General features: G+C 50.2%; 29 protein-coding genes. 16 read left to right on the forward strand and 13 right to left on the reverse strand.

From position 1 onward, the window contains the following. Genes atpG through EOE65_RS07260 form a run of 3 tightly spaced genes read left to right on the forward strand, consistent with a single transcriptional unit; the run spans nucleotide 1 to nucleotide 2,733 of the window. Nucleotides 1–861, forward strand: a complete 861-nt coding sequence (gene atpG, locus EOE65_RS07250) for a F0F1 ATP synthase subunit gamma (protein ID WP_127693627.1) — start codon at nucleotides 1–3, stop codon at nucleotides 859–861. 37 nt (nucleotides 862–898) lie between these two features. Beyond that, on the forward strand, nucleotides 899–2,275 hold the full coding sequence (atpD, locus tag EOE65_RS07255; RefSeq protein ID WP_127693628.1) for a F0F1 ATP synthase subunit beta: 1,377 nt from the start codon (nucleotides 899–901) through the stop codon (nucleotides 2,273–2,275). Between the two features lie 32 nt (nucleotides 2,276–2,307). Next, entirely contained in the window at nucleotides 2,308–2,733 is a 426-nt protein-coding gene (locus EOE65_RS07260) for a F0F1 ATP synthase subunit epsilon (protein WP_127693629.1), read from the forward strand. A 365-nt stretch (nucleotides 2,734–3,098) separates the two neighbouring features. Here EOE65_RS07260 and EOE65_RS07265 read toward each other — a convergent pair whose 3' ends face one another. Further along, entirely contained in the window at nucleotides 3,099–3,839 is a 741-nt protein-coding gene (locus EOE65_RS07265; RefSeq protein WP_127693630.1) for a TrmB family transcriptional regulator, read from the reverse strand. A gap of 110 nt (nucleotides 3,840–3,949) precedes the next feature. Between EOE65_RS07265 and glmU the strand changes: the two genes are divergently transcribed. Continuing rightward, nucleotides 3,950–5,308, forward strand: coding sequence for a bifunctional UDP-N-acetylglucosamine diphosphorylase/glucosamine-1-phosphate N-acetyltransferase GlmU (glmU, locus tag EOE65_RS07270; RefSeq protein ID WP_127693631.1), 1,359 nt, complete (start codon nucleotides 3,950–3,952; stop codon nucleotides 5,306–5,308). 10 nt (nucleotides 5,309–5,318) lie between these two features. Beyond that, complete coding sequence (glmS, locus tag EOE65_RS07275) at nucleotides 5,319–7,145, forward strand: glutamine--fructose-6-phosphate transaminase (isomerizing) (protein WP_127693632.1); 1,827 nt, start codon at nucleotides 5,319–5,321, stop codon at nucleotides 7,143–7,145. 81 nt (nucleotides 7,146–7,226) lie between these two features. Here the strand turns inward: glmS and EOE65_RS07280 are convergent, their stop codons facing one another. Beyond that, entirely contained in the window at nucleotides 7,227–7,697 is a 471-nt protein-coding gene (locus tag EOE65_RS07280; protein ID WP_240656932.1) for a MerR family transcriptional regulator, read from the reverse strand. Nucleotides 7,698–7,771: 74 nt separating this feature from the next. Between EOE65_RS07280 and EOE65_RS07285 the strand changes: the two genes are divergently transcribed. Next, nucleotides 7,772–8,407 carry a cation efflux transmembrane domain-containing protein gene (locus tag EOE65_RS07285; RefSeq protein WP_127693633.1) on the forward strand — a complete coding sequence of 212 codons (636 nt, stop codon included), beginning with the start codon at nucleotides 7,772–7,774 and terminating at the stop codon, nucleotides 8,405–8,407. 11 nt (nucleotides 8,408–8,418) lie between these two features. Here EOE65_RS07285 and EOE65_RS07290 read toward each other — a convergent pair whose 3' ends face one another. Further along, complete coding sequence (locus EOE65_RS07290; protein WP_127693634.1) at nucleotides 8,419–9,183, reverse strand: helix-turn-helix domain-containing protein; 765 nt, start codon at nucleotides 9,181–9,183, stop codon at nucleotides 8,419–8,421. 131 nt (nucleotides 9,184–9,314) lie between these two features. Between EOE65_RS07290 and EOE65_RS07295 the strand changes: the two genes are divergently transcribed. Beyond that, entirely contained in the window at nucleotides 9,315–10,178 is an 864-nt protein-coding gene (locus EOE65_RS07295) for an SMP-30/gluconolactonase/LRE family protein (RefSeq protein ID WP_127693635.1), read from the forward strand. Nucleotides 10,179–10,224: 46 nt separating this feature from the next. On the opposite strand, the gene EOE65_RS07300 is transcribed toward EOE65_RS07295, so the two are convergent. From EOE65_RS07300 to EOE65_RS07310, 3 genes are read right to left on the reverse strand one after another with little or no spacing between them, the layout of a single operon-like run. After that, entirely contained in the window at nucleotides 10,225–10,911 is a 687-nt protein-coding gene (locus EOE65_RS07300; RefSeq protein ID WP_127693636.1) for a transmembrane anchor protein, read from the reverse strand. 16 nt (nucleotides 10,912–10,927) lie between these two features. Beyond that, on the reverse strand, nucleotides 10,928–11,659 hold the full coding sequence (locus EOE65_RS07305) for a HupE/UreJ family protein (RefSeq protein ID WP_127693637.1): 732 nt from the start codon (nucleotides 11,657–11,659) through the stop codon (nucleotides 10,928–10,930). A 45-nt stretch (nucleotides 11,660–11,704) separates the two neighbouring features. After that, complete coding sequence (locus EOE65_RS07310; RefSeq protein WP_127693638.1) at nucleotides 11,705–12,031, reverse strand: hypothetical protein; 327 nt, start codon at nucleotides 12,029–12,031, stop codon at nucleotides 11,705–11,707. A 170-nt stretch (nucleotides 12,032–12,201) separates the two neighbouring features. Here EOE65_RS07310 and EOE65_RS07315 point away from each other — a divergent pair, with 170 nt between their 5' ends. Next, complete coding sequence (locus tag EOE65_RS07315; protein WP_127693639.1) at nucleotides 12,202–13,692, forward strand: FMN-binding glutamate synthase family protein; 1,491 nt, start codon at nucleotides 12,202–12,204, stop codon at nucleotides 13,690–13,692. Between the two features lie 4 nt (nucleotides 13,693–13,696). Here EOE65_RS07315 and EOE65_RS07320 read toward each other — a convergent pair whose 3' ends face one another. Both EOE65_RS07320 and hexR read right to left on the reverse strand, forming a co-directional pair. Next, nucleotides 13,697–13,906 carry a PA3496 family putative envelope integrity protein gene (locus EOE65_RS07320; RefSeq protein WP_127693640.1) on the reverse strand — a complete coding sequence of 70 codons (210 nt, stop codon included), beginning with the start codon at nucleotides 13,904–13,906 and terminating at the stop codon, nucleotides 13,697–13,699. 175 nt (nucleotides 13,907–14,081) lie between these two features. Beyond that, a complete protein-coding gene (gene hexR / locus EOE65_RS07325; protein WP_127693641.1) occupies nucleotides 14,082–14,957 on the reverse strand; it encodes a transcriptional regulator HexR in 876 nt (291 codons plus the stop codon). A gap of 238 nt (nucleotides 14,958–15,195) precedes the next feature. On the opposite strand from hexR, the gene EOE65_RS07330 reads away from it, so the two are divergent. Next, nucleotides 15,196–16,275 (forward strand): TRAP transporter substrate-binding protein, encoded by a 1,080-nt coding sequence (locus EOE65_RS07330; protein ID WP_127693642.1) that lies wholly within the window; start codon nucleotides 15,196–15,198, stop codon nucleotides 16,273–16,275. Between the two features lie 130 nt (nucleotides 16,276–16,405). Here the strand turns inward: EOE65_RS07330 and EOE65_RS07335 are convergent, their stop codons facing one another. Together EOE65_RS07335 and EOE65_RS07340 are read right to left on the reverse strand one after the other, a co-directional pair. Then, nucleotides 16,406–17,785, reverse strand: a complete 1,380-nt coding sequence (locus EOE65_RS07335; RefSeq protein WP_127693643.1) for a TRAP transporter large permease — start codon at nucleotides 17,783–17,785, stop codon at nucleotides 16,406–16,408. Further along, nucleotides 17,782–18,333 (reverse strand): TRAP transporter small permease subunit, encoded by a 552-nt coding sequence (locus EOE65_RS07340; RefSeq protein ID WP_127693644.1) that lies wholly within the window; start codon nucleotides 18,331–18,333, stop codon nucleotides 17,782–17,784. Before EOE65_RS07340 ends, EOE65_RS07335 begins: the two co-directional genes overlap by 4 nt. A gap of 166 nt (nucleotides 18,334–18,499) precedes the next feature. On the opposite strand from EOE65_RS07340, the gene EOE65_RS07345 reads away from it, so the two are divergent. The 5 genes from EOE65_RS07345 to EOE65_RS07365 all read left to right on the forward strand — a co-directional run bounded on the left by EOE65_RS07345 (nucleotide 18,500) and on the right by EOE65_RS07365 (nucleotide 21,669). Further along, complete coding sequence (locus EOE65_RS07345; protein WP_127693645.1) at nucleotides 18,500–19,108, forward strand: YjaG family protein; 609 nt, start codon at nucleotides 18,500–18,502, stop codon at nucleotides 19,106–19,108. After that, on the forward strand, nucleotides 19,108–19,365 hold the full coding sequence (locus tag EOE65_RS07350; protein WP_127693646.1) for a hypothetical protein: 258 nt from the start codon (nucleotides 19,108–19,110) through the stop codon (nucleotides 19,363–19,365). The genes EOE65_RS07345 and EOE65_RS07350 overlap by 1 nt, the downstream gene beginning before the upstream one ends. 24 nt (nucleotides 19,366–19,389) lie before the next feature. Further along, a complete protein-coding gene (locus EOE65_RS18445; protein WP_240656933.1) occupies nucleotides 19,390–19,821 on the forward strand; it encodes a hypothetical protein in 432 nt (143 codons plus the stop codon). Nucleotides 19,822–20,009: 188 nt separating this feature from the next. Then, nucleotides 20,010–20,996 (forward strand): GTP-binding protein, encoded by a 987-nt coding sequence (locus EOE65_RS07360; RefSeq protein WP_127693647.1) that lies wholly within the window; start codon nucleotides 20,010–20,012, stop codon nucleotides 20,994–20,996. A gap of 10 nt (nucleotides 20,997–21,006) precedes the next feature. Continuing rightward, entirely contained in the window at nucleotides 21,007–21,669 is a 663-nt protein-coding gene (locus tag EOE65_RS07365) for a DUF8082 domain-containing protein (protein WP_127693648.1), read from the forward strand. Between the two features lie 18 nt (nucleotides 21,670–21,687). Here the strand turns inward: EOE65_RS07365 and EOE65_RS07370 are convergent, their stop codons facing one another. Beyond that, nucleotides 21,688–22,629, reverse strand: a complete 942-nt coding sequence (locus tag EOE65_RS07370; RefSeq protein WP_127693649.1) for an NADP-dependent oxidoreductase — start codon at nucleotides 22,627–22,629, stop codon at nucleotides 21,688–21,690. Nucleotides 22,630–22,756: 127 nt separating this feature from the next. Between EOE65_RS07370 and EOE65_RS07375 the strand changes: the two genes are divergently transcribed. Beyond that, nucleotides 22,757–22,984 carry a hypothetical protein gene (locus tag EOE65_RS07375; RefSeq protein ID WP_127693650.1) on the forward strand — a complete coding sequence of 76 codons (228 nt, stop codon included), beginning with the start codon at nucleotides 22,757–22,759 and terminating at the stop codon, nucleotides 22,982–22,984. 8 nt (nucleotides 22,985–22,992) lie between these two features. Further along, on the forward strand, nucleotides 22,993–23,733 hold the full coding sequence (gene cysZ / locus EOE65_RS07380) for a sulfate transporter CysZ (RefSeq protein ID WP_127693651.1): 741 nt from the start codon (nucleotides 22,993–22,995) through the stop codon (nucleotides 23,731–23,733). Between the two features lie 3 nt (nucleotides 23,734–23,736). On the opposite strand, the gene phoR is transcribed toward cysZ, so the two are convergent. Together phoR and phoB are read right to left on the reverse strand one after the other, a co-directional pair. Continuing rightward, nucleotides 23,737–25,041, reverse strand: coding sequence for a phosphate regulon sensor histidine kinase PhoR (phoR, locus tag EOE65_RS07385; RefSeq protein ID WP_127693652.1), 1,305 nt, complete (start codon nucleotides 25,039–25,041; stop codon nucleotides 23,737–23,739). Nucleotides 25,042–25,076: 35 nt separating this feature from the next. Then, nucleotides 25,077–25,772, reverse strand: a complete 696-nt coding sequence (phoB, locus tag EOE65_RS07390; RefSeq protein WP_127693653.1) for a phosphate regulon transcriptional regulator PhoB — start codon at nucleotides 25,770–25,772, stop codon at nucleotides 25,077–25,079. Between the last annotated feature and the right edge of the window lie 9 nt (nucleotides 25,773–25,781).

Consider the following 25,781-nt stretch of genomic DNA (forward strand, 5'->3'; position numbering starts at 1 on the left):
ATGGCAGTCGGAAAAGAGATTAAGACGCAAATTGCGAGTATCGGTAGCACACGTAAGATTACCAGCGCTATGGAAATGGTTGCTGCAAGTAAGATGCGTAAGGCTCAAGATCGCATGCAGTCTTCCCGCCCGTATTCTCGCAGTATCCGTGGCGTTGTTCAGCACTTGGCGAAATCCAAACCTGAATACAAGCACCTTTACATGGAAGAACGTGATGTAAAGCGTGTTGGTTTCATCGTTGTCGCAACTGATCGTGGTTTGTGTGGTGGTTTGAACGTGAATGCGTTTAAGCAAGCCGTACTTAGCATGAAAGAGTACAGCGACAAGGGTGTAGAGATTGATATCTGTGCACTGGGGTCTAAAGCGGTCACATTCTTTAAGAATTATGGCGGCAATGTAGTAGCAGCAAAAACTCATCTAGGTGATGCACCGCAGATGGAAGACCTAATTGGGTCTGTAAAAGTGATGCTGGACTCCTTTAGCAATGGCAATATCGATCGTCTGTTCATTGTATCGAATGACTTCGTTAATACGATGACACAGAAACCTACCGTAGAGCAGGTGCTGCCGTTACCGGCAAAGGACGACGACGAGCTGAATCACCACTGGGATTACATTTACGAGCCGGATGCAAAAGAGCTACTAGATAGCTTGCTGACGCGTTACGTTGAATGTGTCGTTTACCAGGCGGTTGTTGAGAACAATGCTTGTGAACAAGCAGCACGAATGCTGGCGATGAAAAACGCAACAGATAACGCAGGCAACCTCATCGATGAGTTGCAGATGGTTTACAACAAAGCGCGTCAGGCAGCGATCACTCAGGAAATCTCTGAGATCGTTGGTGGTGCGGCTGCGGTTTAATGCGTTTAACGGGTTAAGAATTTAAGAGGATCCGAACATGAGTAGCGGACAAATTGTTCAGATTATCGGTGCGGTAGTCGACGTGGAATTCCCACGTGACAGTGTACCGAAGGTATACGATGCGCTGACCGTTGGTAAAACAGGTCTAACGCTTGAAGTTCAGCAACAGCTGGGTGATGGTGTTGTACGCGCAATCGCTATGGGTCAGACCGAAGGTGTGAGCCGTGGTTGGGACGTAGAAAACACAGGTGCTCCAGTATCTGTTCCTGTCGGTACAGCAACGCTGGGCCGTATCATGGACGTACTAGGTAATCCTATCGATGAGTGTGGCGAAATCGGTGAAGATGAGCGTATGCCTATCCACCGCTCTGCGCCATCTTACGCTGAGCAAGCAGCTTCTAACGAGCTGCTAGAGACTGGTATCAAGGTAATCGACTTGGTATGCCCATTCGCTAAGGGTGGTAAAGTAGGTCTGTTCGGTGGTGCGGGTGTAGGTAAAACCGTAAACATGATGGAGCTGATCCGTAACATCGCGATCGAGCACTCCGGTTTCTCCGTATTCGCAGGTGTAGGTGAGCGTACTCGTGAGGGTAACGACTTCTACTACGAGATGAAAGAATCCAACGTATTGGATAAAGTATCTCTGGTTTACGGTCAGATGAATGAGCCACCAGGTAACCGTCTGCGTGTAGCGCTGACAGGCCTGACAATGGCTGAGAAATTCCGTGATGAAGGCCGTGACGTACTGTTGTTCGTAGACAACATCTACCGTTACACACTAGCAGGTACTGAGGTATCAGCACTGCTAGGTCGTATGCCTTCTGCAGTAGGTTACCAGCCTACTCTAGCGGAAGAGATGGGTGTTCTTCAGGAGCGTATCACATCGACTAAGACGGGCTCTATCACGTCTATCCAAGCGGTATACGTACCAGCGGATGACTTGACTGACCCATCTCCAGCAACAACCTTCTCTCACCTTGACGCAACAGTTGTATTGTCTCGTCAAATCGCAGAGCTAGGTATCTACCCAGCGGTAGATCCACTAGATTCTACATCTCGTCAGTTGGATCCACTGGTAATCGGTCAAGAGCACTACGACATCGCTCGTAATGTTCAAGGTGTTCTGCAGCGCTACAAAGAGCTGAAAGACATCATCGCGATCTTGGGTATGGATGAGCTGTCTGAAGAAGACAAGCAGATCGTTGCTCGTGCTCGTAAAATCCAGCGTTTCCTATCTCAGCCATTCTTCGTAGCTGAGGTATTTACAGGTGCGCCTGGTAAGTACGTTCCTTTGAAAGAAACTATCCGTGGCTTTAAAGGCATCCTGGAAGGCGAATATGACAGCCTACCAGAGCAAGCTTTCTACATGGTTGGTGGTATCGAAGAAGCGATCGAAAAAGCCAAGAGCATGTAAGCGTCTGGTGACAACCTAAAGAGGTAAGAAACATGGCTATGACTGTTCATTGCGATATCGTAAGTGCTCAAGAAGAGATCTTCTCAGGCTTGATCGAGTTCGTATCCGTAACAGGTAGCCTGGGTGACTTGGGTGTATACCCAGGTCACGCTCCGCTTCTCACGGAACTGAAACCAGGCCCTGTCGAACTGCGCAAGCAGGGCGGCGAGCAGGATATTTTTTATGTTTCTGGCGGCTTCCTAGAAGTTCAGCCTAACAAGGTAACAGTACTTGCAGACTCTGCGTTGCATGCTGCTGATCTTGACGAAGCAGCGGCTCTAGAAGCTCAGAAACAAGCACAACAGGCAATTGGCGAAAAGCAGAGCGAGCTAGATTATGGCCGCGCTGCATCTCAGTTGGCCGAAGCAGCTGCTCAGTTGCGTACGGTTCAAGAGATTCGCAAAAAGCTTGGAAAGTAACACTGACGTCGTCGAGTTACGACTCGCACAAAAAAGGCAGCTTCGGCTGCCTTTTTTTGTTTGGCTTAATCAGCCTCGGCGTAGCGACGTGTTGCTGGGCTAACTTTCAGGGTTGTTGAACTTATAAAGAAAAGGGAAGGCATAATCGGCGGGTTAAACGGACCTGTTGGCCTTCATATAGTTGCACTAAAGCATCTACACTCATCTAATCAGGTAGGCCGATAAGTAGTGTTAGCAAAGCTTGAGCAAAGAAAAACAGCACGAATGGTTGCGCATGCCGCGTACGTTTAAATTCCATTTACATCCGCTGTGATCTAGATTGTCCCTAATATCCTCTTAGTATAACGATTATTGTGGCGCGATCGTTACAATAAGCGCCACAGTGTATCGAATATGATCTGTTGAGCGCCAGCAACCTCCTTTGAGTCGATAACCACCGCGGTGGGGTAGTTATTTGAAGCCAAAGAGATCACCGCACACTTCGGTGGGTAGATGGCAATATAGGCAGCATCGACTTTTCCTTCAGTTTTTATCCATTTTCGCTCTGATAACTTAGCATCTTCACCACCGTCTCCAATTGCAATCACCTGAACTTGGATTCCGCGTTGAATACGCTGAGCCGTATAGTTGGGAAAGGGGCGGTAAAGGTGATCCCTGATAGGCTTAGAAGAGAAAACACAGTAGCGCCTCTCGGGCAGCGCAGAGACGCTGTTCAGAATATCCCGTAGCACAAACTCGATGCCATCATCGCCTTCATAGAACTGGACATTGGCGGCACTAAAATCGGGTTGTAGGTGCGTTAGCTCAGGGATAATGCTGGTTTTAAGCTTAGTAATGGCGTCGTCTAGCGACTGTTGGCGCTGCTCTGCTAGTTGGAGTAATACCTCTGGTGGTTGCGGAGAGAATAAACGCCGCTTGCCTTTGGGCAGGTAACTGACTAAACCTTTTTGTAGTAAGACTTTTAGGCAGTCGTAAGTTGTGCCTCGATTTATGTCTGCTTTTTCCGCGATGGCTCTTATCGGGCTCGGGCCCAGTGCGAGTAAGGCTCGATAAATGGAGACTTCGCGTTGACTCAGGCCAATGTTTTCAAGTGCTGGATAATGCATTTGTCAAAATATTCCTGACAATGAGTATTGTATAGATATCGGTTTGATATAGATTAGCCGTAAAGACCCTATTAATGTCAATAAATGCCCTTCAATCAAAAGTGAACAACATGACAACGGATATTGTGATTCTGGCTGCGGGCCAAGGTAGCCGAATGAAGTCGGCGCTTCCTAAAGTACTTCACTGTGTTGGTGGTAAACCGATGGTGAAGCATGTTCTTGAAAACGCAGCAGAGCTTGGCAGTGTCCAGCCGCATGTGGTGATAGGTCATGGTGCGGAAAAAGTACGTGAAACGCTTGCCGATGCAGCGGTCACTTTCGCCCTGCAAACTGAGCAACTAGGCACCGGTCATGCGGTTGCGCAGGCACTGCCGGCGCTAGATCCTGCAGGTGTCTCACTAATTTTGTATGGTGATGTACCGCTTACACGTTCAGAAACGATGGCTGAGCTGGTCTCTTCTGCGCAGAATGACAAGCTAGGATTGCTGACTGTGAAACTGGACAACCCCACAGGATATGGCCGTATTGTCCGAGACAACGGCCGCGTGGTTGCCATTGTTGAACAGAAAGATGCCAATGCAGAGCAACTTGCCATCAATGAAGTGAACACGGGCATCATGGCGTTGCCCAACCGTTGGTTGATTGACTGGTTGCCTCAGCTCTCTTCTGACAATGCGCAAGGCGAATATTACCTAACCGATGTGATCGCTATGGCATCGGAGCGCGGTATCGAGATCGAAACCCAGCACCCATCCTGCGAGCAAGAGGTACAAGGCGTCAATAACCGTGTGCAGTTGGCTGAGTTGGAGCGCTGGTATCAAGCACAGCAGGCTGAGCAGTTAATGGTGAATGGTGCCACACTGGCAGACCCAAGCCGTGTTGATGTGCGAGGCCATGTCAGCGTTGCAGGTGACGTGATCATCGATGTAAACGCCGTTTTCGAGGGTACGGTTGAGATTGGTAAAGATGTACAGATCGGCCCTAACTGCTATATCAAGAATGCGTCAATTGCAGCAGGTACGGTAGTTAAAGCGAATACTGTCATCGAAGACGCTGTCATTGGTGAGGCATGTGATATTGGTCCATTCGCCCGTATTCGTCCAGGTACTGAACTGGCAACCGGTGCCAAAGTTGGCAACTTTGTTGAGACGAAGAAAGCAAAAATCGGCCCTGGCTCAAAAGTGAATCACCTTACCTATATTGGCGATGCCGAAATCGGCAGCAACGTAAACGTAGGTGCGGGCACAATCACGTGTAACTACGATGGTGTGAATAAATCTAAAACAGAGATCGGTGATGGAGCATTTATTGGCTCTAATACGTCACTCGTTGCCCCAGTGAGTGTGGGAGCGGGAGCGACAGTGGGAGCCGGTTCTACGATCACAAAAAACATTGATGGTGATGAGCTTGCCGTCGCACGCGCTAAGCAAGTCAACCTATCCAACTGGCAGCGCCCGGTAAAGAAGTAAGGAGTTAATTATGTGTGGAATTGTTGGGGCTGCGGCAGAGCGTTCGGTATCTGGTGTTTTATTGGAGGGGCTACGCCGTCTTGAGTACCGTGGCTATGACTCTGCCGGTATGGCTGTATGGAGCGGTGCCGAGATTCAGCGTCTGCGCCGTGAAGGTAAGGTTCAGGCGTTAGCTGATGCCCATGATGATACGCCGCTCACCGGCTCTACTGGTATTGCGCATACGCGCTGGGCTACCCATGGTAAGCCATCAGAGCGTAATGCTCACCCGCACATGTCGGGTAGCGCCATCGCTGTTGTTCACAACGGCATTATTGAGAACTTCGAAGCGCTGAAAGCCGATCTAACGTCGAGCGGCTATGCGTTTAGCTCCGATACGGATACTGAGGTTATCGCTCACTTATTAGATCGTGCTATGCAAACTGGCTTGGATCTAACACAAGCTGTGCAGCAGATCGTTGCCTCATTGGAGGGTGCTTTTGCGCTGGGTGTAATGCACCGTGATAAGCCGGGTGAACTGGTGGCTGCACGTAAAGGTAGCCCGCTGGTAATTGGCGTAGGTATTGGCGAGAACTTTATCGCGTCTGACCAGCTTGCGCTGCTACCGGTAACGGATCGCTTTATGTTCCTAGAAGAGGGCGATATTGCGCTGCTGACAAAAGATGAAATCATCGTTTGGGATAAAGTGGGCGAACCTGCTGAGCGTGCGGTATCACAATATGAGCACAGCGTGACATCGGCTGATAAAGCAGGCTTCAAGCATTACATGCTCAAAGAGATCTACGAGCAGCCAGCGGTAACTCACGCGGCCTTTGAAGATCGCATCAAAGATGGCTTGGTTGACGAAAGTGCGTTTGGTGAACAAGCTGCAGTGATCTTTGATCAGGTTAAGCAGGTACAAATTATAGCCTGTGGTACCAGCTACCACGCCGGTATGATCGCAAAATATTGGATGGAAGGTTTAGCGGGCATCCCATGTCATGTTGAGGTGGCCAGCGAATACCGCTATCGCCCTGTTGTGATTAGTGAAGGTACGCTGTTTATCTCGATATCTCAGTCGGGTGAAACGGCTGACACCTTGGCTGCGTTGCGCGATGTGCAAGACCAAATACTGGCGAGCCTGACGATCTGTAACGTACCTGCGAGTTCTCTCGTACGTGAGTCGGATCTTAACTTGATGACAAACGCGGGCCCAGAAATTGGTGTTGCCTCAACTAAAGCGTTTACGACGCAGTTGGTCGGTTTGTTGCTGACTACACTGGTATTGGGACGCCGCTTCAAGCTGAGCCAAGAGAAGGAGCGTGAGATCGTTGCGTTGCTTGCGCAATTGCCGGGGCTGATGGAGCACGCTATTAAGATGGATGGCTCTATTGAAGAGATGTCCCAAGCGTTTGCCGAGAAAAACCACTCTCTCTTCTTAGGGCGTGGCACGCTCTATCCGGTGGCGATGGAGGGTGCGCTGAAGCTCAAAGAGATCTCGTACATCCACGCTGAAGCCTATCCGGCGGGTGAGCTTAAGCATGGCCCTCTTGCCCTCGTCGATAAAGATATGCCTGTGGTCACAGTGGCGCCGCGTAACGAGATGCTGGATAAGCTGAAAGCGAACCTGCAAGAGGTGAGCGCTCGTGGTGGTGAGTTGTTTGTGTTTGCAGGTTGCTCTCAAGAGGTACAACCGGGTGAAGGTATCCATGTATTGGAGATGCCAGAAGTCCCTGAAGTGCTGGAACCGATCGTTTATACAGTGCCGCTACAACTGCTTTCCTACCATGTTGCGGTACTCAAAGGTACGGATGTGGATCAGCCGCGTAACCTAGCCAAGTCGGTAACGGTTGAATAAACCTTAGCAATGTAACCTTTGCTTTAAGCCCCCTAAGTGATCACCGCTTAGGGGGCTTTTTCGTGAGCTTCCCTCAGCACCTCAACCTGTTTTATCCGCTGTACAATCGACATCATCAAACTCATGGTGCGTTTGGCACAGCGAGTGGTCGGCAAGTACATCTAACACATGGCACTGGTGCTCCTGATCATAATTACATTGGGTAATCATCTGCTCTAATTCTGTTTCCATTGCACGTAGCTGACGGATCTTTTGCTGGATATCCGCGAGATGACGCCGTGCAATATCATCGGCTTGGAGATGGTCGGTCAAGCAGCAGCTACTGAGCATCTTCAGTTGCTCTATCGCTGCGAGGTCGAATCCGAGCGCACGTGCGTGGCGAATAAAACGTAACTCCTTGAGATGGGTATCGCGGTAGCGGCGTTGGTTGCCTGCGTTTCTATCAGGTTTGGAGAGTAGACCGCGTGCTTCATACCAGCGAATAGTGGGGACTTTGCAGCCACTGTACTTGGCTAATGTTCCGATCGAATAGGTTGTGTTAGGCATCAGCATTTAACCTCTTGAACCTCTAGCTACTATAGGTTTTATAGTTATTCTGACGATCAACAAGTAAAGAGGTTCCGACAGTGTCTAGTTGTTGCGCAAAGACAGAGTTTACCGGGCTAAGTGCGAGCTACAAACGTATTCTCTGGTTTATTATCGCGATCAATGCGGTGATGTTTGGTGTCGAGATGCTGGCAGGTATCAGCGCACAATCGCAGGCCTTGCAAGCAGATGCGCTTGATTTTCTGGGAGATACCTTAAGCTACGGTATTAGTTTGTGGGCGATTGGCAAAGCGCTAACCGTGCGCAGCAGTGCTGCATTAATTAAGGGGATCAGCTTGTTATTGATGGCGATCTGGGTAGTGGGCAGTACGCTTTATCGAATCTGGGTGCTGAATCAGCCAGACGCTTTCACAATGGGCTGGGTGGCAATAGCAGCGTTTAGTGCCAATATGCTGAGCGTGCTGCTCTTAATGCGTTACCGCAATGGCGATGCAAATGTGCGCTCGGTTTGGCTTTGTAGCCGTAATGATGCGATAGGCAACTTGGTTGTGTTACTCGCTGCAAGCGGTGTGTGGTACACCGATACGCCATGGCCTGATCTCCTAACAGCGCTGATTATGGCGACGCTGTTCCTTAGCTCATCTTGGCAGATCATCCGCCAAGCATTGGCTGAAAAGCGCGCGGCTGCGGCTCAGTTGGCCGAATCCGGCTCCTGAATGGCAGCACGCTAAGGTTGTTCGTCAAACGGCGGCAATTCGAAAAACTTAGATACTGTAAATGGGGCGAGGGTGGTGACCATCTTGTAGGGCACCAGTGTTTCGACAGGGTAGAACAGTTGATCCAATGATGCTTGCTTTTGAAAGCGCTGATAGAGCTGATTGACCTCCTCTTGCAGTTGTTTTGCACTGTGCTGACTGAGCAAGCGGCTTGTTGAAAAGAAAGGAAAGTTGCCGCTATGTTGCTCGTTGATGGTGTGCTCGATAAAGGCCTGATTGATCTGAACAAGCATTTGATGCAAAGGCCCGTCTAGACGCCAACGAATCGGCACTTGTACCGTCAGGTGAACGGAGTCATTTTTCCCTAGCCGTAGGAGCTGTAGCTTCTCTAGTTCGCGCATATAGCGATAGGTGTCAGCTTGGCTAAGCTGGTTTGCGTGAGCAATATCATGACTGCTAAAGCCGCTAAGCAGCAGTACCAAGCAGCTGAACAGCGCTGGTTTCTCTGCGAGCGCTTGCTCTGTTTCAGTCGACAGAGTTGAGGGCTCGGTTGGTGTATGTTCGGCTAAGCTCATTAACTCCGTGAGGCTGATACCAAGTACCTCGCATATCTCCGTTAAGCGGCTCATTTTGCAATCCTGCTCCTGAAAGAGCCGCTTCACGGTCACTTCTGATGTTTCGAGCATTACGGCAAGGTCGCGATAGCGTAGCCCCTGCGTTTTCAGCACCTGTTTAAGGGCTCGGAATAGACCATTGAGTTCTTGCTGAGGTGCCATGATGTGCGCTCCAATTTTCAATTAAGTATCAATTTTAGATACCCTGTTCGCTAATTGTTGTTACCTGGTATCTTTTAAATATCCTCTTGTTGTGTAGCAAGATCAACGACTATCTTCAGGAGAGTGTATTTATGTCTTTTAAATTAGCGAAGGCCGCGTTAGGAAGTTTACTGCTTAGCAGCCAAGTATTAATGGCAGAGCCGGCATTGCAGCAAGCATGGCAGCTTGATGCACTAGACCAGCCGGAGTCAGTGGTTGCGGATGCACAGGGTGAATGGCTGTACATCTCAAATATCAATGGCGCGCCGCTGGAACTCAACGGTAAAGGTTACATCAGCCGAGTGGATCGCGAGGGTCAGCGCTTTACACGGCACTGGCTCGCTGGCTTTAATGCGCCTAAAGGAATGGCCATCAGCAAGGGTAAGCTCTATGTGGCAGATATGCAGGTGTTACATGAGATCGACCTTACCAGCGGCAAGGTATCTGAGCGCTATCATGCACCTCATGCCCACATGCTAAATGATGTGACGGCCGCGCCCGATGGGTCTATCTATGTTTCGGATATGTTAGCTGGAGGCATCTATCGCTTAGCGGATCAGCAATTGGCGTTGTGGTTGGAGCCAGAAAAAATGCCTCACCCCAATGGGCTACTTTGGGAAGATGGGCAGCTTTTTGTGGCGAGTTGGGGGTTGGATATTCAGTCGGATTTCACCACTAAAACGCCGGGTACGTTATACCAGATAGACCCAAGCAGTCAGCAGCTCAAGCCTATAGCGACGGGTTATCAACTTGGTAATTTAGATGGGGTCGTGAGCTATCAGAAGGCGTTATATATCAGCGATTGGATCAGTGGTGCGCTGTATCGGTTGGAAGATAACGAGCGCCGAACAGTGCTGCAAACAGCTCCGGGCTTGGCGGATATTGGCAGATACGGAAGTATGTTGTATGCACCGATGATGTTGGACAACAAGGTGGTTGCTTGGATGCTGCCCTAGCATACGGCACATAAAAGAGGGGCTAAGATGCCCCTCATTGGAGTGGTTACTTCGTGCGCTTTAACACGAGGTAGCTGCCCTTGGTATTGAGCGTAAACGTCACTGTTTGCGGATTACGATTGCGGAAAAACCAGCCGTGGTTGCCATCAAATGCTGCGGTTAGCTCACCGGCTTCGCCAGCAACACCGCGGCCTTTTTTATAGCTAATGGAGCCTTCTGGCCCTTCACCATGAGTATCAAAGTTCAATGGGCCCTCAGGAGACTGCCACTCAAACTGGGCGACCTCACCTTTGCGCATCGTCATCTTAATCTCGGTGCCTTGTCCGGGCGTCAAGGTGACGGTGGTGGTATCCCGCCAGACAGGGGTGGGTGGTGTAGGCTGGGCGGTGGCGACCTCTTGCACTGTGCTTGGTTTAGCCATTGTTGGTAACGGCTGCAAGCTTGTCGGTTTTGGCTCAGCGATTGTTGGCGCCAGCTCAACTGCGCGTTGGGGCGCTGTTGCAGTAGCGCTTTGCTCATCCGCAGCGGTTTCTGCCGCTAGTTGTTCTCTGATCTCGCCCATTTCGGTCAGGCCGATTACCCGGCCAATGCCCGTGGGATCAATGGCATACTCAGCCGGTAAAACAACCGTGATGAGCAGCACTATCGCCGCAACCAATGCCAGTAGGGTGGACTTAATAAGTTGCTTGGTAGAGGGGAGTTCTGCTGTTGATGGAATATGTGTATTAAACATGATGTGTCTCTCTTAACTAGCTGACTGCAAGGCCAACAAGGTGATAACCGATTAACGTAAAGCCCGCGCCCATCATTAGTACATTGGCAGAGTAGGCATGTTTGAAGAAGCTTGGTTGGCGACGCCAGTAACCCATCAGAATCAAAATGGCGCTGAGCGCGATCAGTTGCCCCATCTCGACACCAACGTTGAAAGCGATCAGGTTGGGAAGTAACCCATCTTGGGCAATTTCGTAGTCGATCACTTTGGATGCCAAGCCAAATCCGTGACACAGACCAAAAACCATCGTCATGACACGCGTATTGGGCTGAAAACCAAACCAGCGCTGATAGGCGCCGAGATTATCTAGCGCTTTGTAAACAACAGAGAGACCAATAATGGCGTCAATAATGTAGCTATTGATTGCCAGATTGAAGTACACGCCGATCACCATTGTGGTTGAGTGGCCGAGCGCAAACAGGCTGACGTAGAGCGTAATATCCCGCAGCCGGTAGAGAAAAAAGATAATGCCGAGTAGAAACAGTAAATGGTCGTACCCCGTTACCATATGCTTGGCACCGAGATAGATGAAAGCGATCAGCTTTACGCCGCTGATCTCTTGAATGTAGCCCTTATCACCTTGAGCTACAGCGTGGGCTAGCGCTTGTTCGCTGATGCCCAGCAGCAGTAGAACAAGCAAAAGCGTGAGGAGGAGCGATAGCGGCGCAATAAATAGGCGCAACGACCCTCGCAACAGTGCAAGTTGCATAAAAAGTCTCCGAAATTGATCGAAATTTACAAATAAATTTGGGCGTTAGATAAAACGCGCAGGCTTCGGAGGAGGCTTAGGCACACTGGCTGCGTGGTTGGAGTAAATGACCTGAATCGCGCTTGTTTCGCGCACAGATGCTAGGTAATAGGTTCCAGGACTGTGGCGGTAGGCGGATGTTTCGTGAACGTGATCGGATATATCGTGATGCGCGGAGGCGTCTGTGTGTAACTCGTGTTGGTGCTCAGCGAAATATAACACTGCGATACCATGCGATGACTGCATCCCAATCGGCGACAGGATGCCGCCAAAGATAAGCAGAGCGCAGATAGCGATGTAGTTAAGCGACTTTTGCACAGTTACAGTACTCATGAAACGTATCACGACGACCAGAATGGATGCCAACCGCGGCGATAAGTTCCCCACAGCGGATATTATTGATCTACATTCACACTACTATAACATCGTACTTGCCGCACTTATCAGTTGGCAGAGGATACAGTAGGATGCGTAAAAACCTCCCAAAGTAGGATAATAAGATAATGGATGCGGTTACTTCTTTTGCGGTCAATTTCATTGCCGTTGTTGGCGTTATTTTTCTATTAGTCATCGCCGGTCTGCTGACTACTGCTGCTGTACTTTACTATCAAGATAAACAACAAACTGCCCAGACGATTCGCCGCAACTACCCTCTTATTGGGCGCTTCAGGTATCTGTTTGAGCACCTTGGCGAGTTCTTTCGCCAGTACTTTTTTGCGATGGACCGAGAAGAGCTACCTTTTAACCGCGCGCAACGTAGCTGGGTGTATCGGGCCGCCAAAGGGGTAGATAACACCATTGCGTTTGGTTCGACTAAAGATCTGCGTAAACCTGGCACCTACTACTTTTTGAACTGCCCGTTTCCAACCTTGGAGGAAGATGCAGCGCCTACGCAAACGATGGTAATCGGCCCCTTCTGTGAGCAGCCCTATGAAGCCGCTTCGTTTTTTAATATCTCTGGAATGAGTTATGGCGCATTGTCTAAACCTGCGGTGCAAGCTTTATCGCGTGGTGCCGCCAAAGCGGGTTGCTGGATGAACACCGGTGAGGGTGGGTTGTCGCCATTCCACTTGGAAGGTGGTTGTGATCTGGTGTATCAGATCGGGACTGCGAAATACGGTGTTCGTGATGCTGAAGGTCAGTTGAGTGATGAAAAGCTCAAGGAGAAAGCATCGATTGGCCAAGTGAAGATGTTCGAAATTAAGCTCAGCCAAGGCGCGAAGCCCGGAAAGGGCGGCATCCTGCCTGCGGAGAAAGTTAATCGAGATATTGCTGAGATTCGTGGTATACCCGAAGGTAAAGCGTCGATTAGTCCGAACCGCCATCCCGATATAGGCTCAGTTGCTGATCTGCTAGATATGGTTGAGCGGGTTCGTCGAGTAACCGGTAAACCTTGCGGCTTTAAGCTTGTTTTGGGCACCACCGCATGGATTGATGAGTTCTGCCAAACCGTGATCGAGCGTGGTATTGAACGCGCGCCAGACTTCATAACATTAGACAGTGCAGACGGCGGCACTGGCGCAGCCCCCATGCCATTGATGGACAACGTGGGTTTGCCGCTGCGCGAAAGCTTACCTTTGCTGGTGGATAAGTTAGCTCAACATGGCTTACGTAGCCGAGTACGTCTTGTTGTTTCCGGTAAGATGATCAACCCAACAGATGTGGCCGCAGCGATCTGTCTTGGTGCTGATTTTGTCGTTTCGGCGCGTGGCTTTATGTTCTCTCTCGGATGCATACAGGCGTTACAGTGCAACAAAAACACCTGCCCAACGGGTATCACTACCCATGACCCCGAGCTTCAACAAGGTCTTGTGCCAGATGATAAAGCGGAGCGTGTCTACAAGTACCATAACAAGCTGGTACACGAGGTGGAGATGATTGCACACTCATGTGGAGCGCCCGAGCCGCGTCAGCTCAAGCGCCACCATGCTGCGGTTGTGTTAGGGGATGGGCAGTCTGTGCCGCTGAATATCTTATATTCAGATGCGTCTTAGCGGGCTATTCTAGCTCTCCGAACCACGCGTCTTGGTCGATATCTTCGGCCAAGCGCAGCGCTTCTTTGTGCTCTTCTATGGCACGCCGAGCAGCTAACAGCCGTTTGGAAGCGAGCTGTTTGCTCTTGATCTTCTCCTCTTCCTCAAAGCCAATTAATGTATCAATCACTTCAATCTGCACATTGCTCAGATCGCTGGTTTTTTGATTTAACATAGTCGTCAACCTCGCTCATTCCTCTGAGTACCAGCCGAATTTTATGCCTCAGGACAGGTCCTCAGGATACATCAACACTATATATCTAGCGAAAAGCTGCTCACTTTTCAACCAGGTTTAGGCTAAAGGTTAGTCAGCTTATCTTGCAGAAATATGACAATAAGGCAGGCGTTTATCAGGGGCGACGAGGTGGAATTCGCTTCTCTTGCTGGCGCAAGCTGCGCAAGCTGCGCTTGATGGTCTTGAGGTGATCCAGTAGTTGCGGGCCGAGTCGCATGGCAACACCAACCGCTAGTACATCGATAACAACCAAGTGGAGCACGCGGGATGACATCAGGGTGCTCAGGTCTTTATCTTCCTCGACATCGATATGGATCGCGATGCTCGCCATCTCGGCCAGCGGGGTATTGCTTGGACACAGGGCTATCACCGTTGCGCCGGTTTCGCGCACAAGCTTGACCGTGTGCAGCAGGTCTTTAGTGCGGCCTGTTTGGGAGATCGCAACCACCACATCATTCTTAGTCAGTGAGACCGCTGAGATGGTCTGCATATGAGGGTCAGAGTACGCGGCTGCAGAGATCTGCAAGCGGTAGAACTTGTGCTGAGCATCGCTACAGACAGCGGCAGAGGCGCCGAAGCCGTAGAACTCGATCCGTTTAGCATTCACCAACGCTTCTATGGCGCGCTCCAGATCGTGTGCTTCAAGTTGGTCACGGATATTGATCATGTTGCCGATCATCGAGTCGAAGATTTTCTGCTTGAACTGTGCAACAGTATCTTTCGAGTCGAGGGCAAATTGTTCGAAGTTTGCGTTGCTTGCTAAGCCTTGAGCTAGCGTGAGTTTGAAATCTTGGAAACCATCATAGTGTAGACCCCGGCAAAAGCGCACCACGGTTGGCTCACTGACATTGGCTTCGGATGCGAGGTCGACGATCCGCATATGGATCACCTCGTTTGGGTGCGCCAAAACGTAGTCGGCTACCTTTTGCTCCGATTTTCGCAGCTTAGGCCGTGCATCTTCGATTGATTTCAGCAGGTTCGAGGAGTTCAACGTAGGGCCACATTCAACGCTAACAACTAAAGTGAGCCTTTAGTATATCAGCGAAACGTAAAACCCCCTAACGTGTGGCGGCGAGTGCCCCTGTGAGAATGGCGATAAGTCGCTGTTGTGTCAGTAATTTCACGTACGTATTAGCAAAGGGCTATACAGGATTGCAGGGGGGTAGGGTGCATGCTATGTTCAAACTACTATCCTGAAAAAATGAATAACGAATAAAGGGAGTAGATCAGTGAAGCGTCGTCAATTTTTGAAAGGTGCAGGTGCTACAGCGGTAGCTACTGGCGCCATGATGTCTACAACTGCTCAGGCAGCACCTGAGTTCAAATGGAAAATGGTGACTACGTGGCCGAAGAACTTCCCTGGCTTGGGAACGGGCGCGAATAACCTAGCTAAGCTCATCAACGAAATGACAGGTGGCCGCGTACAGGTAAAAGTGTACGGCGCCAAAGAGCTTGTTGGTGCGTTGGAGATCTTCGATGCCGTATCACGTGGTACCGCGGAAATGGGACATGGCGCCTCTTACTACTGGAAGGGTAAGAGCCGCGCAGCTCAGTTCTTCGCCGCTGTACCCTTTGGCCTAACGGCTCAGGAGATGAACAGCTGGCTTTACCACGGTGGTGGTATGGAGCTGTGGGAAGAAGTTTATGCTGAATTCGGCCTTGTGCCGGGTGCTGCAGGTAACACAGGCGTTCAGATGGGCGGTTGGTTCAACAAAGAGATTAACTCTGTTGACGACCTAAAAGGCCTGAAAATGCGTATGCCGGGTCTCGGTGGTGAAGTCTTGAAACGTGCCGGCGGTACACCAGTCTTGTTGCCGGGTGGTGAAATCTTCCCATCACTACAATCAGGGGCGATTGATGCGACTGAGTGGGTGGGCCCATACAACGATGCCGCGTTCGGTTTGCACAAAGCTGCTAAGTTCTACTACTACCCAGGTTGGCATGAGCCAGGCACAACGCTGGAATGCTTCGTCAATAAAGAAGCACTTGAAGCGCTTCCTAAGGACTTGCAAGTATTGGTACGTAACGCGATTCGAGTTGCTAACCAAGACATGCTGGCTGACTTCACGGCGAAGAATAACCGCTCTCTTGAGCAGTTGGTTAAAGAACAAGGCGTGCAACTGCGTAAGTTCCCAGATGATGTTCTTAGCAAGCTGAAGCAACTCTCTGACGAAGTGGTTGCAGAAGAGGCGGCTAAAGACGAAATGACGAAGAAAGTTTATGAGTCATTCGTTCAGTTCCGTGATCAAGCAACGAAATGGCACCAAGTGTCTGAACAAGCATATCTGAATGCACGTAACCCTGTGTAAGTGATGATGATTGCTAAAAGCCGCTCAATAGAGCGGCTTTTTTGTGCCTGCCTTTTAGGCTTTAGCTGCCAGCGCAGAGGCTTAGGCATAAAAAAGCCACCTTGAAAGGTGGCTTTGACACCATTGTTTTCTAGCCGTAGACAACCTCTGGTAGCCAAGTGGCTAACGATGGCCATGCGGCCAGCAAGCCAAGCATACAGAGCTGAATAACGATGAATGGAATAACACCCTTGTATATCTGCATGGTCGCGATCGATTCCGGTGCAACACCTCGCAAATAGAAGAGCGCAAACCCGAACGGCGGTGTCAGGAATGACGTTTGGAGGTTAAGCGCAATCATGATACCTAGCCATACTGGGTCCAGTCCCATGGTGAGCAGAATAGGCGCAACGATTGGCACGACAACGAATGTGATCTCGATAAAGTCGAGGAAGAAGCCGAGCAAGAACATCACGAGCATCACAACAACCAAGGCACCCCACATACCACCGGGTAGATCGGTCAGGAATTCGCGAACCAGGTCGTCGCCGCCGTAGCCGCGGAATACGAGAGAGAAGATCGATGCACCCACCAAAATGATAAACACCATGGAGCTAACCTGAGTGGTGGAGCGCATCACTTCGTTGAGTACTTTAAGATTGAAGCTGCGCTTAAATATCGACAGTACAATCGCACCAACAGCACCTACAGCCGCAGCTTCAGTGGGTGTCGCCAGGCCTCCAAGGATTGAACCGAGTACTAAGCCGATCAGCATAATAGGTGGCAGTAACACCTTCATAACTTTACCGGGTAGCTCTGCACGTGAGCCACGATCCTCTTCAGGAATAGCAGGTACGGTTTCAGGGGCCGCGACCGCTTTGTAAACCAAGTAGAGAATGTAAGCCAAAACAAGCAACAAACCGGGTATTAATGCACCTAAGAAGAGGTCGCCGACGGTAACGGTTTCGGGTGAAAAGATACCTTGGTCGATCTGTGCTTGTTGGTAAGCTGAGCTGATAACATCGCCCAGTAACACCAATACAATTGAGGGTGGGATTATCTGGCCGAGCGTACCTGACGCACAGATGACACCGGTAGCAACCTGTGGGTCATAACCGCGTCGTAGCATGGTTGGCAGTGACAACAAGCCCATGGTAACAACGGTTGCGCCCACGATACCGGTACTCGCAGCGAGCAGCATGCCCACCACCGTGACAGAGATACCCAAGCCTCCACGTATTGGACCGAACAGAGACGCCATCGTATCGAGCAGTTCCTCTGCGATCTTGGACTTCTCGAGCATAACGCCCATAAAGACGAACAGCGGGACGGCTATTAAGACCTCGTTATTCATGATGCCAATTAGACGGTTCGGGATCGCCTCTAGGAATACGGCATCAAAGTGGCCGGTTGCTGCACCTACGGCGGCGAAAAGCAACCCAGTTCCGGCCAGTGAGAAGGCGACTGAGTAGCCCATCAGCAGTACGAGTACAGCCGCTAAAAATAGGAAAAGAGATAGATACTCGATCATACTGGGTGCTCCGAAACATCTTCCTCTAACAGGTGGCCTTGACCCGTTAATACAAGAATACAGCGACCTAATTCCGCAATCCCTTGGAGAATCATTAGCGTTGGCATTACCACAAGCGCACTCTTCAGTAAGTACCTAAAGTCCAAACCGCCAGCTTCTTGTGACCCCTCTTTGAGTTCCCATGAGCTGGCTACATAGTCCCAAGAGATGTAACCGATAAAACCGGCCACAGGAATCAGCAGGAACAGAGTACCGATGATGTTGATGATCGCTTTGTTACGCTCTGAAAGCGGGCGATAGAAGATATCAACACGCACGTGGCCATCATGCTTAAGCGTATATGCTGCACCTAATAGGAACACGAAGCTGTGCATGTAAATGACCGATTCTTGAAGCGCCACGTTTCCGATACTCAGGACGTAGCGCATAACAACGATGACAAAGGTGACGATGACCATGAGCAGGGTTAGCCAAGCGATAAGCTTGCCGGTCCACTCGCTGAGGCAATCGATCCCTTTGACTAAGGGGATAAGAAAGCTGCTTTGCATTATTCTTCTCGTCATTTTGCAAAAGGGTTACGGATTCTGAAAAAGTATATCAACAAAGGTATGAGTTATTTATCCGTAAAACCACGGTTTCCTTTCAGAGTAGCTGCAAATCCGCTGAAATATCATACAATAGGGGCCTCATCAGACGTGGAAAGAGATCATTCACATGACAGACCGACTACCTGTAGAGGGGCAACTGCGGACTTTGGACCATATCAAGCTCGCCGCATACTGCGCAGCGTTGACCGAGCGGCAGTTTCCGAACTTTGCTTTGTTCAGTAGCCTTGTGGAGTTTGGTGATCAAAAGCAGCTAGCTACGATTTTGGATGGCGTTTGGCAGTCGTTGGTACCGGGCGGCGCGAAGATGAACTTCGAGGTGCAGCTGGATAAAGTCGAAAACAATATGCCAGATCTGGATGAGTTTGAGATGTATGGTGCATCACCTGCGCTGGATGCGGTGGTATCACTTTACTCAACGCTAGTTTGCCTACTGGAGGCGGACGTTGATGAAGCGGTTGCTGTAGGCAACGTATCCCGTGAAGCTGTTGCCACCTTTATTGAAGTCTCTGAAGGCGATGATCAGATGTCTGATGAAGAGATTATCCGCTTCATTACCAACCACGAACTGATGATCCAAGAAGATGAGTTCCAAGAGACAGTTGTCGAGCGCCTGCTCAATACTAAACAACTGGACCGAGACTTCGTGAAGTCGCTCCGTGAGCTGGCACGCAATGAAGGCTTTAGCAATATTGGCATCAGCACAGAAGATATCTAATGTTACGCGTCGGACTCATCCTGCTGGTGCTGCCATGCTTGGCGCTCATGGCAGGCTTTATGTATGAACAAAGCAGCGTTAACGATTGCTTGTCCAGTGGTGGTAGTTTCAACTACAGCCTAATGGCGTGCGATATGGATAACCAGCACCCCTTTGTGCCTTACATGGCACGTCATCCTCTTGCAGTGAACGGCGGTATGCTGGTGGCTGTGTTAGGTCTCTTTATGTGTATTTTTGGTCTCTACAGGCGTCGTTAACGGCCCCGCTGATAAGGAACTGTCATGGCAAAAAAAGTGTGGTTGGGAGCGCTGCTTCTAGTTGTCGTTGCTACATCCCTGTTTTGGCTGAATCGCGATGCATGGTTAGCGGACTTTAACGCTGAACGTGCCGAGCAAAAAGAACAGTATCAACGTGCTGGGCTCGATTTTGGTAAGCAGAACGACCAGCAAGCGTGTTTAAATGAGGCGCTGCAGTCCTTTGATGGTTGCCTCGGATATAGCTGTACCGTCAATAACGGTGTATTTCTCAAAGCCTGTCTAAGCCAAGCAAGCGCAACACCAGGCTTCTGTGATGGCGTGCCGGAGTTCCGAGAGAAGCCAACTGAAGATGACAAATCTTGGGCGAAATATTTTTGTTGGGATAACAATATTCGTGGCGAGGGTTGTCGATTACTGATGCGCCAGCAAGCATTTTTCTGCTCTAATCCCCCTTAATTTCGTATGCATTCAGGCTTAATTAACTGAACTTGGGTTGCTCCCTTCATTTATGTCGGTAATTAGGCTATTTTTTATACTCTGCCTTTCAGGGATGCGAAAGCTGGCTAGGAGCCAAACCTGTCACGAGTAGACTGACAACAATAATAATGAAGCGCTGCAACGCCAGCGCATTTGGATCGCTACGAATGGACTATCATAAACTGCTTTTTATCGGGCCAGTCGGGGCAGGTAAGACCTCGGCTATTCGCTCGATTTGCGACGACCACGAGAATATTGAAACCGAAGCGAAGGCTTCAGATGTCACCGGAAGACGAAAGCCTACGACGACGGTAGCTATGGATTACGGCTGTCTCACTTTAAGTGATGATGAAGCTGTGCAACTCTACGGTACGCCTGGGCAGGCGCGCTTCAAATTTATGTGGGATATGTTGGCGACCAATATCGCCGCTGACTGCGCGGGTATCGTCTTTTTGGTGGACAATACACGCAACTATCCCATGCGAGACCTTAAGTACTATGCGCAAGAGTTCGCTGAGCTTATCTCGCGTAAACCTGTCATCGTTGGGGTAACCCGATCTGATCTACGTGATACCCCAACACTACTAGAGTATGAAAATACGCTAGAAGAGATGGGTATTAACGCCCGAGTGCGTTTTATCGATGCACGTAAAGCATCCAGTGTCTTGCCAGTTGTTGAGGAACTCCTGCAAGATAAAGTACGCTTTAACGAGTGGGCTGAGCTTGCCAAGAGAGCGATAGCTAATGACGCTGAGCTTGAAGAGGAATGGGTACCTGTTGATGCATCCAGCTATGAGATTCAGGATTATCGCGGAGAAGAGGTCGTGATGAAAGATTCAATTGTTGATGACGTAATGAACTTTAAAGGCGTCAAAGGAGCGGCGTTAACCGATGATATGGGTGATGTAGTTACCTCCTCTATTGAGTCTGGTGAAGTCAACGACTTCGTAGGGTTCGTCTCTGGCGTTGTCAAAGTGTTCGAAGAAGTATCTGACCTTGGTAAGGTGCAAAGCGTCTCTTTGCGTAGCGCGAAAGAGGATAACATCACCGTATTTCTCAATGACTCGGAACAGGTGCTCGGGATCCAATCCTCCAATCGGGTATCGTTTCGTGCGTTGAAGCAACAAGTTGACGATCTTTTGCAGTGGGGTTGACGTTTAAGCTATGGAAAAAATACTAAAAGACCTCGAACTACTCGGTGGGATTCACCATAGCTGCCTCTTCAAAGAGGACGCTGTCGATGCCTCTACATTCCCCAGCATTCTGGATGAAAACATCGCGGGTGCCTGCCGTGTTATTAGGCAGATCTTTATGGCGGTTGAGGGGATGGACCTAGACCACCGAGAGGTATTTCTCGAATTAGATGAAAACTTATTGATTGGCTACGCGATCAACTCAGATGTGCTACTGCTGATGATGACGGATAAGGACGTGAATCTAGCCCTTATCAATACCAGCATTCGCTCTGCTGTACCGAAAATCCGCAAGCAGCTAACACCTGATGCGGTGGAGGAAACGCCCGCAACGGCACCAGATAAAGCTGCAGCTAAGCCTAAGCGCCCGGGGCGCCCTTGGCACGAAGCGGAACTGCTAGGGGTCATGGATCAGTTGCGTGAAGGGTTAGCCGTTTATATTGGTCCAGCGGCATCGATTGTTTTCGATGATGCATATGATCAATGGTACAGCGAGCATGGTGCGCAAAAGAGTAAGGTTGCTGAGTTGATCAAAGTACTTGCAACCGAGATTGACGATAAAAGCGAGCGCAGCCAGTTTTTGCAAAACGCTGTCAATATTGTGCGTGCTAGCGCACAGCAGGGAGCACGCTAGCACGGCGTATCAGCTCAGCTACTTGAAGCGTAAAACCAGCTTGCCTTGGGTTCGTCCTGAGGCGATCTGGTCAAACGCTTCACCCAACTGCTCAGGCTTATATTCAGCAGCGACAGACAGTACGAGATCTCCGCTTGCCGCTAGATTGAGCATTTGGGCCAGTTGTGCGGCATTAGGCACCGCCCGCATACTGAGCACTTTCCGGTCGGCTGCTTCACCCGCTGCTATCACCTCATCCTTTGTTACCGTAGGTAGTGTGACCATCACGCCGTCCGCTTTGAGTGCGGGTAGAGCGTTGATGGCGTGTTGCCCACCCACGCAGTCGAGAATCACATCGACAGGCTCGATCACATCGGCCACGTTGGCGGCTTGGTAGTCGATCACTTCATGACAGCCTAACTCGCGAAGATAAGCATGCTTAGGTGCAGAAGCAGTACCAATAACGGTGGCGTTTTTGTGTGCTGCCAACTGAACGGCTAAATGGCCCACACCGCCTGCAGCCGCTAGGATGAGAATGCGTTGCTTGGGTTGCAAGTTAGCGCCCTCAAAGAGCGCTTGCCAAGCTGTTAAACCTGCTAGAGGGAGCGCTGCTGCCACATTCATATCGACATTTTCGGGGACTCTCGCCAGTGATGCGGCGGGTGCCGCGATCTGTTCAGCGAAGCAGCCTGCGCGCGCTGGAAAGTGGATAAAGCCACAAACGCGATCAGCTGTTTGATAGTCCGCTACATCTGCACCACATGCCATCACTGTACCTGAGAACTCCCATCCTGGAATAAAGGGTAACTCACCAATGAAGGGTGCAGCACCGCCGCCAGAACATGTTTTCCAATCGATGGGGTTGATACCCGCCGCATGGGTTCGAACCAGCACATCACCTAACTTCAGGCTCGGTTCGCTTACCTCTTCATATCCTAAGACATCGTTACCGCCAAAGGTGTGTAGTTGTATTGCTTTCACGCGGTGCTCCTCGCTACTGGGCTGTTTCGGTCAAACATTAGAGTAGACTTAAGCCTATCTGTGCAGCTCCTGTAACGCAATTCTGCTAGTCTATGGCACCTTATAAGACCAAAAGGAGCAGTGATAAATGAACTTTCTAGCCACGATTGAGCCTTTTCTATTCTGGGGTGGATTGATCGTATTTTGCGTATCGTTGGCGATGTATGTTGGACGTACCAAAGATATGAAGTCAGTGCTGATGTTTTGGCAGCCAACGATCAGCTTTAATGCGATCGAATTCAAAGTAAACCGTGCAGGACTAGGTTTGATGATTCTTGCTGTGGTTATGCGCTTTATCGTCTTTTTTGTTGCTTAGGAGTTAAGATGCGAGGAAATCCTGTCAAAGGAGCGGGCTACCTTTTACGTGGTTTTAGCATGCTGACGCAGCCGGGTATTCGCCAGTTCGTTCTGATCCCGTTGTTGATAAACATTCTGCTGTTCTCGGGTGCTATCTGGTTGCTGATCAATGAGTTTGATCGTTGGGTGGCGTACTGGATGTCACAGTTGCCAACGTGGTTATCTTTTCTTGATTTCCTACTTTGGCCTTTGTTTGCACTGTTGGTGTTAATTGTTGTTTATTACGGCTTCTCTATCGTAGCGAACATGATCGCCGCGCCGTTCAATGGCTTCCTGTCTGAGAAGGTGGAGCTACAGCAACGGGGTGTGCGTATCGCCGATGATGGCTGGAAGGGGTTGCTGACGATGGTGCCACGCGCGCTTGCGCGTGAGCTGTCTAAGCTAGCGTACTACTTGCCACGTTTATTGGCGTTGCTCGTTATCAGCCTGATACCCGGCGTTAACTTGCTCTCGCCACTGCTCTGGTTTGTCTTCGGCGCTTGGATGATGGCAATTCAATATTGTGACTATCCCATGGATAACAACAAAGTTACTTTCCGTCGTATGAAAGAGCTGCTAGCTGAGCGCAATCTTACCTCATTGAGCTTCGGTGCTATCGTTCAGATGGGGATGCTGATTCCGGTGGTGAATCTGATCATGATGCCTGCTGCGGTCATTGGTGCGACGCTGTACTGGTGCGAAGACCAAGCCCAGCGCGCAGGTTGCTAGCACCTAGCTCACCAGCGACTGCGGTGTCTTGGTGAGCATATCTCGGGAGAAGTGGCAGCAGAAGCTGCTACCAACCCCGGGTTGGCTTTCAATCTCTAAGCGAGCGCCGTGGCGCTGCAGCGCGTGCTTCACAATTGCGAGCCCCAACCCCGTTCCACCTGTGGCAGAAGAGCGCCCTTCATCGACGCGATAAAAACGCTCAGTTAGGCGCTCAAGGTGGATCGAATCGATACCAATACCATCATCGGTCACACATAGATGACCACCTTCAGTGTCTACTTCCCAAGTTACCTTGATATGGCCTTGAGCGGGCGTGTAGCGAACCGCGTTAAACACAAGGTTAGAGAAGGCGTTTTGCAGCTCTTGTGACTGCCCCAGCAGGTCATAGTTGGGGTTGGCATCTAACTCTATACGATGCTCTTTATCGCCAGATAGCGCGATTGCATCAGCCTGAATGGAACGCAGCATCCCTTGAATATTGACAGGGTTTTCATCGGGAATGTGTTGGCTGGCTTCAAGCCGCGACAGTAGCAGCAGATCGGATACTAAGCTCTCCATACGAATGGCTTGATTCTGCATCTGTGTGAGTGCGCGCTCCATGGGTTTGGGTAGCGGCTGGTCCAGAAAGGTTTCGAGGTAGCCGCGAATAACTGTAAGCGGTGTGCGCAGCTCGTGTGATGCATTAGCAACAAAGTCTTGTCGCGTCTGCTCAAGACGTATTAGTCGCGTAATATCACGGGCAACAATCAAACGATCACCCACACCAAACTCGGTGATCTGGTACTGTAAAACCGTATCGTTGTGCAGCGGGCTAGGTAACTGCAAAGGCTCTTCGTACTGCCCTTTGCGGTAATAGCGAATAAAGCGAGGGTCGCGCAGCAAGTTCATGAGAGGTTTGCCGCGATCAGCTGAGCTTTTCAAGCCGATCAGCCGCTCAGCCGCACGATTCCACCACTCTAAGTTATTTTGCTTATCAACAATAACGACCGCATCAGGAAGGGCAGAGGAGGACTGCTGAAAGCGGCTGATAACACTACGTAGATCTTTGCTCTTGTTGCGATGGCGCTTTTGCAAGCGCGCGAGATCATCGAAGATATCGCCCCACTGGCCATGGCTTTCAGGCGGCAGCAAATCGGTGCTTAATAGCCATTTTTGCAGGCGGCGTGTTTGTCGTAGTTGCAGGTAGGCCCAGAGCGATAAACCCGCAACCAGTCCCCAACTTAAACTACCTAGCAGTAAGCCAATAAAAGCTGGCAGTGCGATAACAGCAAAGAGGCCGCTAACGCCAGCACGAGGCGATTTTTGCATAAACTGTTTAACCTAGATTGCGTGCAGCAGCGGTGCTATGCAACCTGCGTCGAGAAGCGGTAGCCCGTGCCGCGCACTGTTTGTACCAAATGGTCGTGCTGACTACCTAGCGCTTTGCGCAAGCGTCGGATATGCACATCCACAGTGCGTTCTTCAACGTAAACATTGCCACCCCAAACCATATCGAGCAACTGCCCACGGGAGTATGCGCGGTCTTGGTGGGTCATGAAGAACTGTAACAAACGAAACTCGGTTGGGCCAAGCTCTATCGGCTTGTCATTGGCGGTCACGCGGTGTGAAATTGGATCGAGTGTTAACCCTTCAACTGTAACGGGTTCTTCGATCCCTTTAGGCGTAGCTCGGCGAAGCACCGCTTTGAGGCGTGCAACGAGCTCGCGAGGTGAAAAAGGCTTGGTGATGTAGTCATCAACACCGGCTTCAAGGCCTTTTACCTTATGCTCCTCTTCCGTTTTAGCCGTGAGCATAATAATCGGCACATCAGCAGTGGTTTCATCTTTGCGCAGGCGGCGCGCCAACTCAATGCCACTCATGTTTGGCATCATCCAATCGAGCAGAATCATATCTGGCTTTTGATCAACAACTAACGCATGTGCTTCTTGAGCATTATCTGCCTCGATGCACTCGTAGCCTGCCATCTCCAGAGCTACTGCAATCATTTCCCTGATAGGAGCTTCGTCATCAACGATCAGCACTTTCTTGCTTGCCGACATGGGTAAACC

Source organism: Neptunomonas marina (assembly GCF_004005935.1).
In the GTDB taxonomy this organism is placed as follows: Bacteria; Pseudomonadota; Gammaproteobacteria; order Pseudomonadales; family Balneatricaceae; genus Neptunomonas; species Neptunomonas marina.

Coding starts and splice junctions, on each gene's coding strand:
- EOE65_RS07280 (WP_240656932.1), bottom strand. CDS start 7,697: ATGCTGATGCCTAACACAACCTATTCGATCGGAACATTAGCCAAGTAC.
- atpG (WP_127693627.1), top strand. CDS start 1: ATGGCAGTCGGAAAAGAGATTAAGACGCAAATTGCGAGTATCGGTAGC.
- EOE65_RS07365 (WP_127693648.1), top strand. CDS start 21,007: ATGGAAAAAATACTAAAAGACCTCGAACTACTCGGTGGGATTCACCAT.
- glmU (WP_127693631.1), top strand. CDS start 3,950: ATGACAACGGATATTGTGATTCTGGCTGCGGGCCAAGGTAGCCGAATG.
- atpD (WP_127693628.1), top strand. CDS start 899: ATGAGTAGCGGACAAATTGTTCAGATTATCGGTGCGGTAGTCGACGTG.
- glmS (WP_127693632.1), top strand. CDS start 5,319: ATGTGTGGAATTGTTGGGGCTGCGGCAGAGCGTTCGGTATCTGGTGTT.
- cysZ (WP_127693651.1), top strand. CDS start 22,993: ATGCGAGGAAATCCTGTCAAAGGAGCGGGCTACCTTTTACGTGGTTTT.
- EOE65_RS07375 (WP_127693650.1), top strand. CDS start 22,757: ATGAACTTTCTAGCCACGATTGAGCCTTTTCTATTCTGGGGTGGATTG.
- EOE65_RS07340 (WP_127693644.1), bottom strand. CDS start 18,333: ATGCAAAGCAGCTTTCTTATCCCCTTAGTCAAAGGGATCGATTGCCTC.
- EOE65_RS07305 (WP_127693637.1), bottom strand. CDS start 11,659: ATGCAACTTGCACTGTTGCGAGGGTCGTTGCGCCTATTTATTGCGCCG.
- EOE65_RS07345 (WP_127693645.1), top strand. CDS start 18,500: ATGACAGACCGACTACCTGTAGAGGGGCAACTGCGGACTTTGGACCAT.
- EOE65_RS07320 (WP_127693640.1), bottom strand. CDS start 13,906: ATGTTAAATCAAAAAACCAGCGATCTGAGCAATGTGCAGATTGAAGTG.
- EOE65_RS07290 (WP_127693634.1), bottom strand. CDS start 9,183: ATGGCACCTCAGCAAGAACTCAATGGTCTATTCCGAGCCCTTAAACAG.
- EOE65_RS07335 (WP_127693643.1), bottom strand. CDS start 17,785: ATGATCGAGTATCTATCTCTTTTCCTATTTTTAGCGGCTGTACTCGTA.
- EOE65_RS07300 (WP_127693636.1), bottom strand. CDS start 10,911: ATGTTTAATACACATATTCCATCAACAGCAGAACTCCCCTCTACCAAG.
- EOE65_RS18445 (WP_240656933.1), top strand. CDS start 19,390: ATGGCAAAAAAAGTGTGGTTGGGAGCGCTGCTTCTAGTTGTCGTTGCT.
- EOE65_RS07315 (WP_127693639.1), top strand. CDS start 12,202: ATGGATGCGGTTACTTCTTTTGCGGTCAATTTCATTGCCGTTGTTGGC.
- phoR (WP_127693652.1), bottom strand. CDS start 25,041: ATGCAAAAATCGCCTCGTGCTGGCGTTAGCGGCCTCTTTGCTGTTATC.
- EOE65_RS07295 (WP_127693635.1), top strand. CDS start 9,315: ATGTCTTTTAAATTAGCGAAGGCCGCGTTAGGAAGTTTACTGCTTAGC.
- EOE65_RS07350 (WP_127693646.1), top strand. CDS start 19,108: ATGTTACGCGTCGGACTCATCCTGCTGGTGCTGCCATGCTTGGCGCTC.
- EOE65_RS07360 (WP_127693647.1), top strand. CDS start 20,010: ATGGACTATCATAAACTGCTTTTTATCGGGCCAGTCGGGGCAGGTAAG.
- EOE65_RS07265 (WP_127693630.1), bottom strand. CDS start 3,839: ATGCATTATCCAGCACTTGAAAACATTGGCCTGAGTCAACGCGAAGTC.
- EOE65_RS07310 (WP_127693638.1), bottom strand. CDS start 12,031: ATGAGTACTGTAACTGTGCAAAAGTCGCTTAACTACATCGCTATCTGC.
- phoB (WP_127693653.1), bottom strand. CDS start 25,772: ATGTCGGCAAGCAAGAAAGTGCTGATCGTTGATGACGAAGCTCCTATC.
- EOE65_RS07260 (WP_127693629.1), top strand. CDS start 2,308: ATGGCTATGACTGTTCATTGCGATATCGTAAGTGCTCAAGAAGAGATC.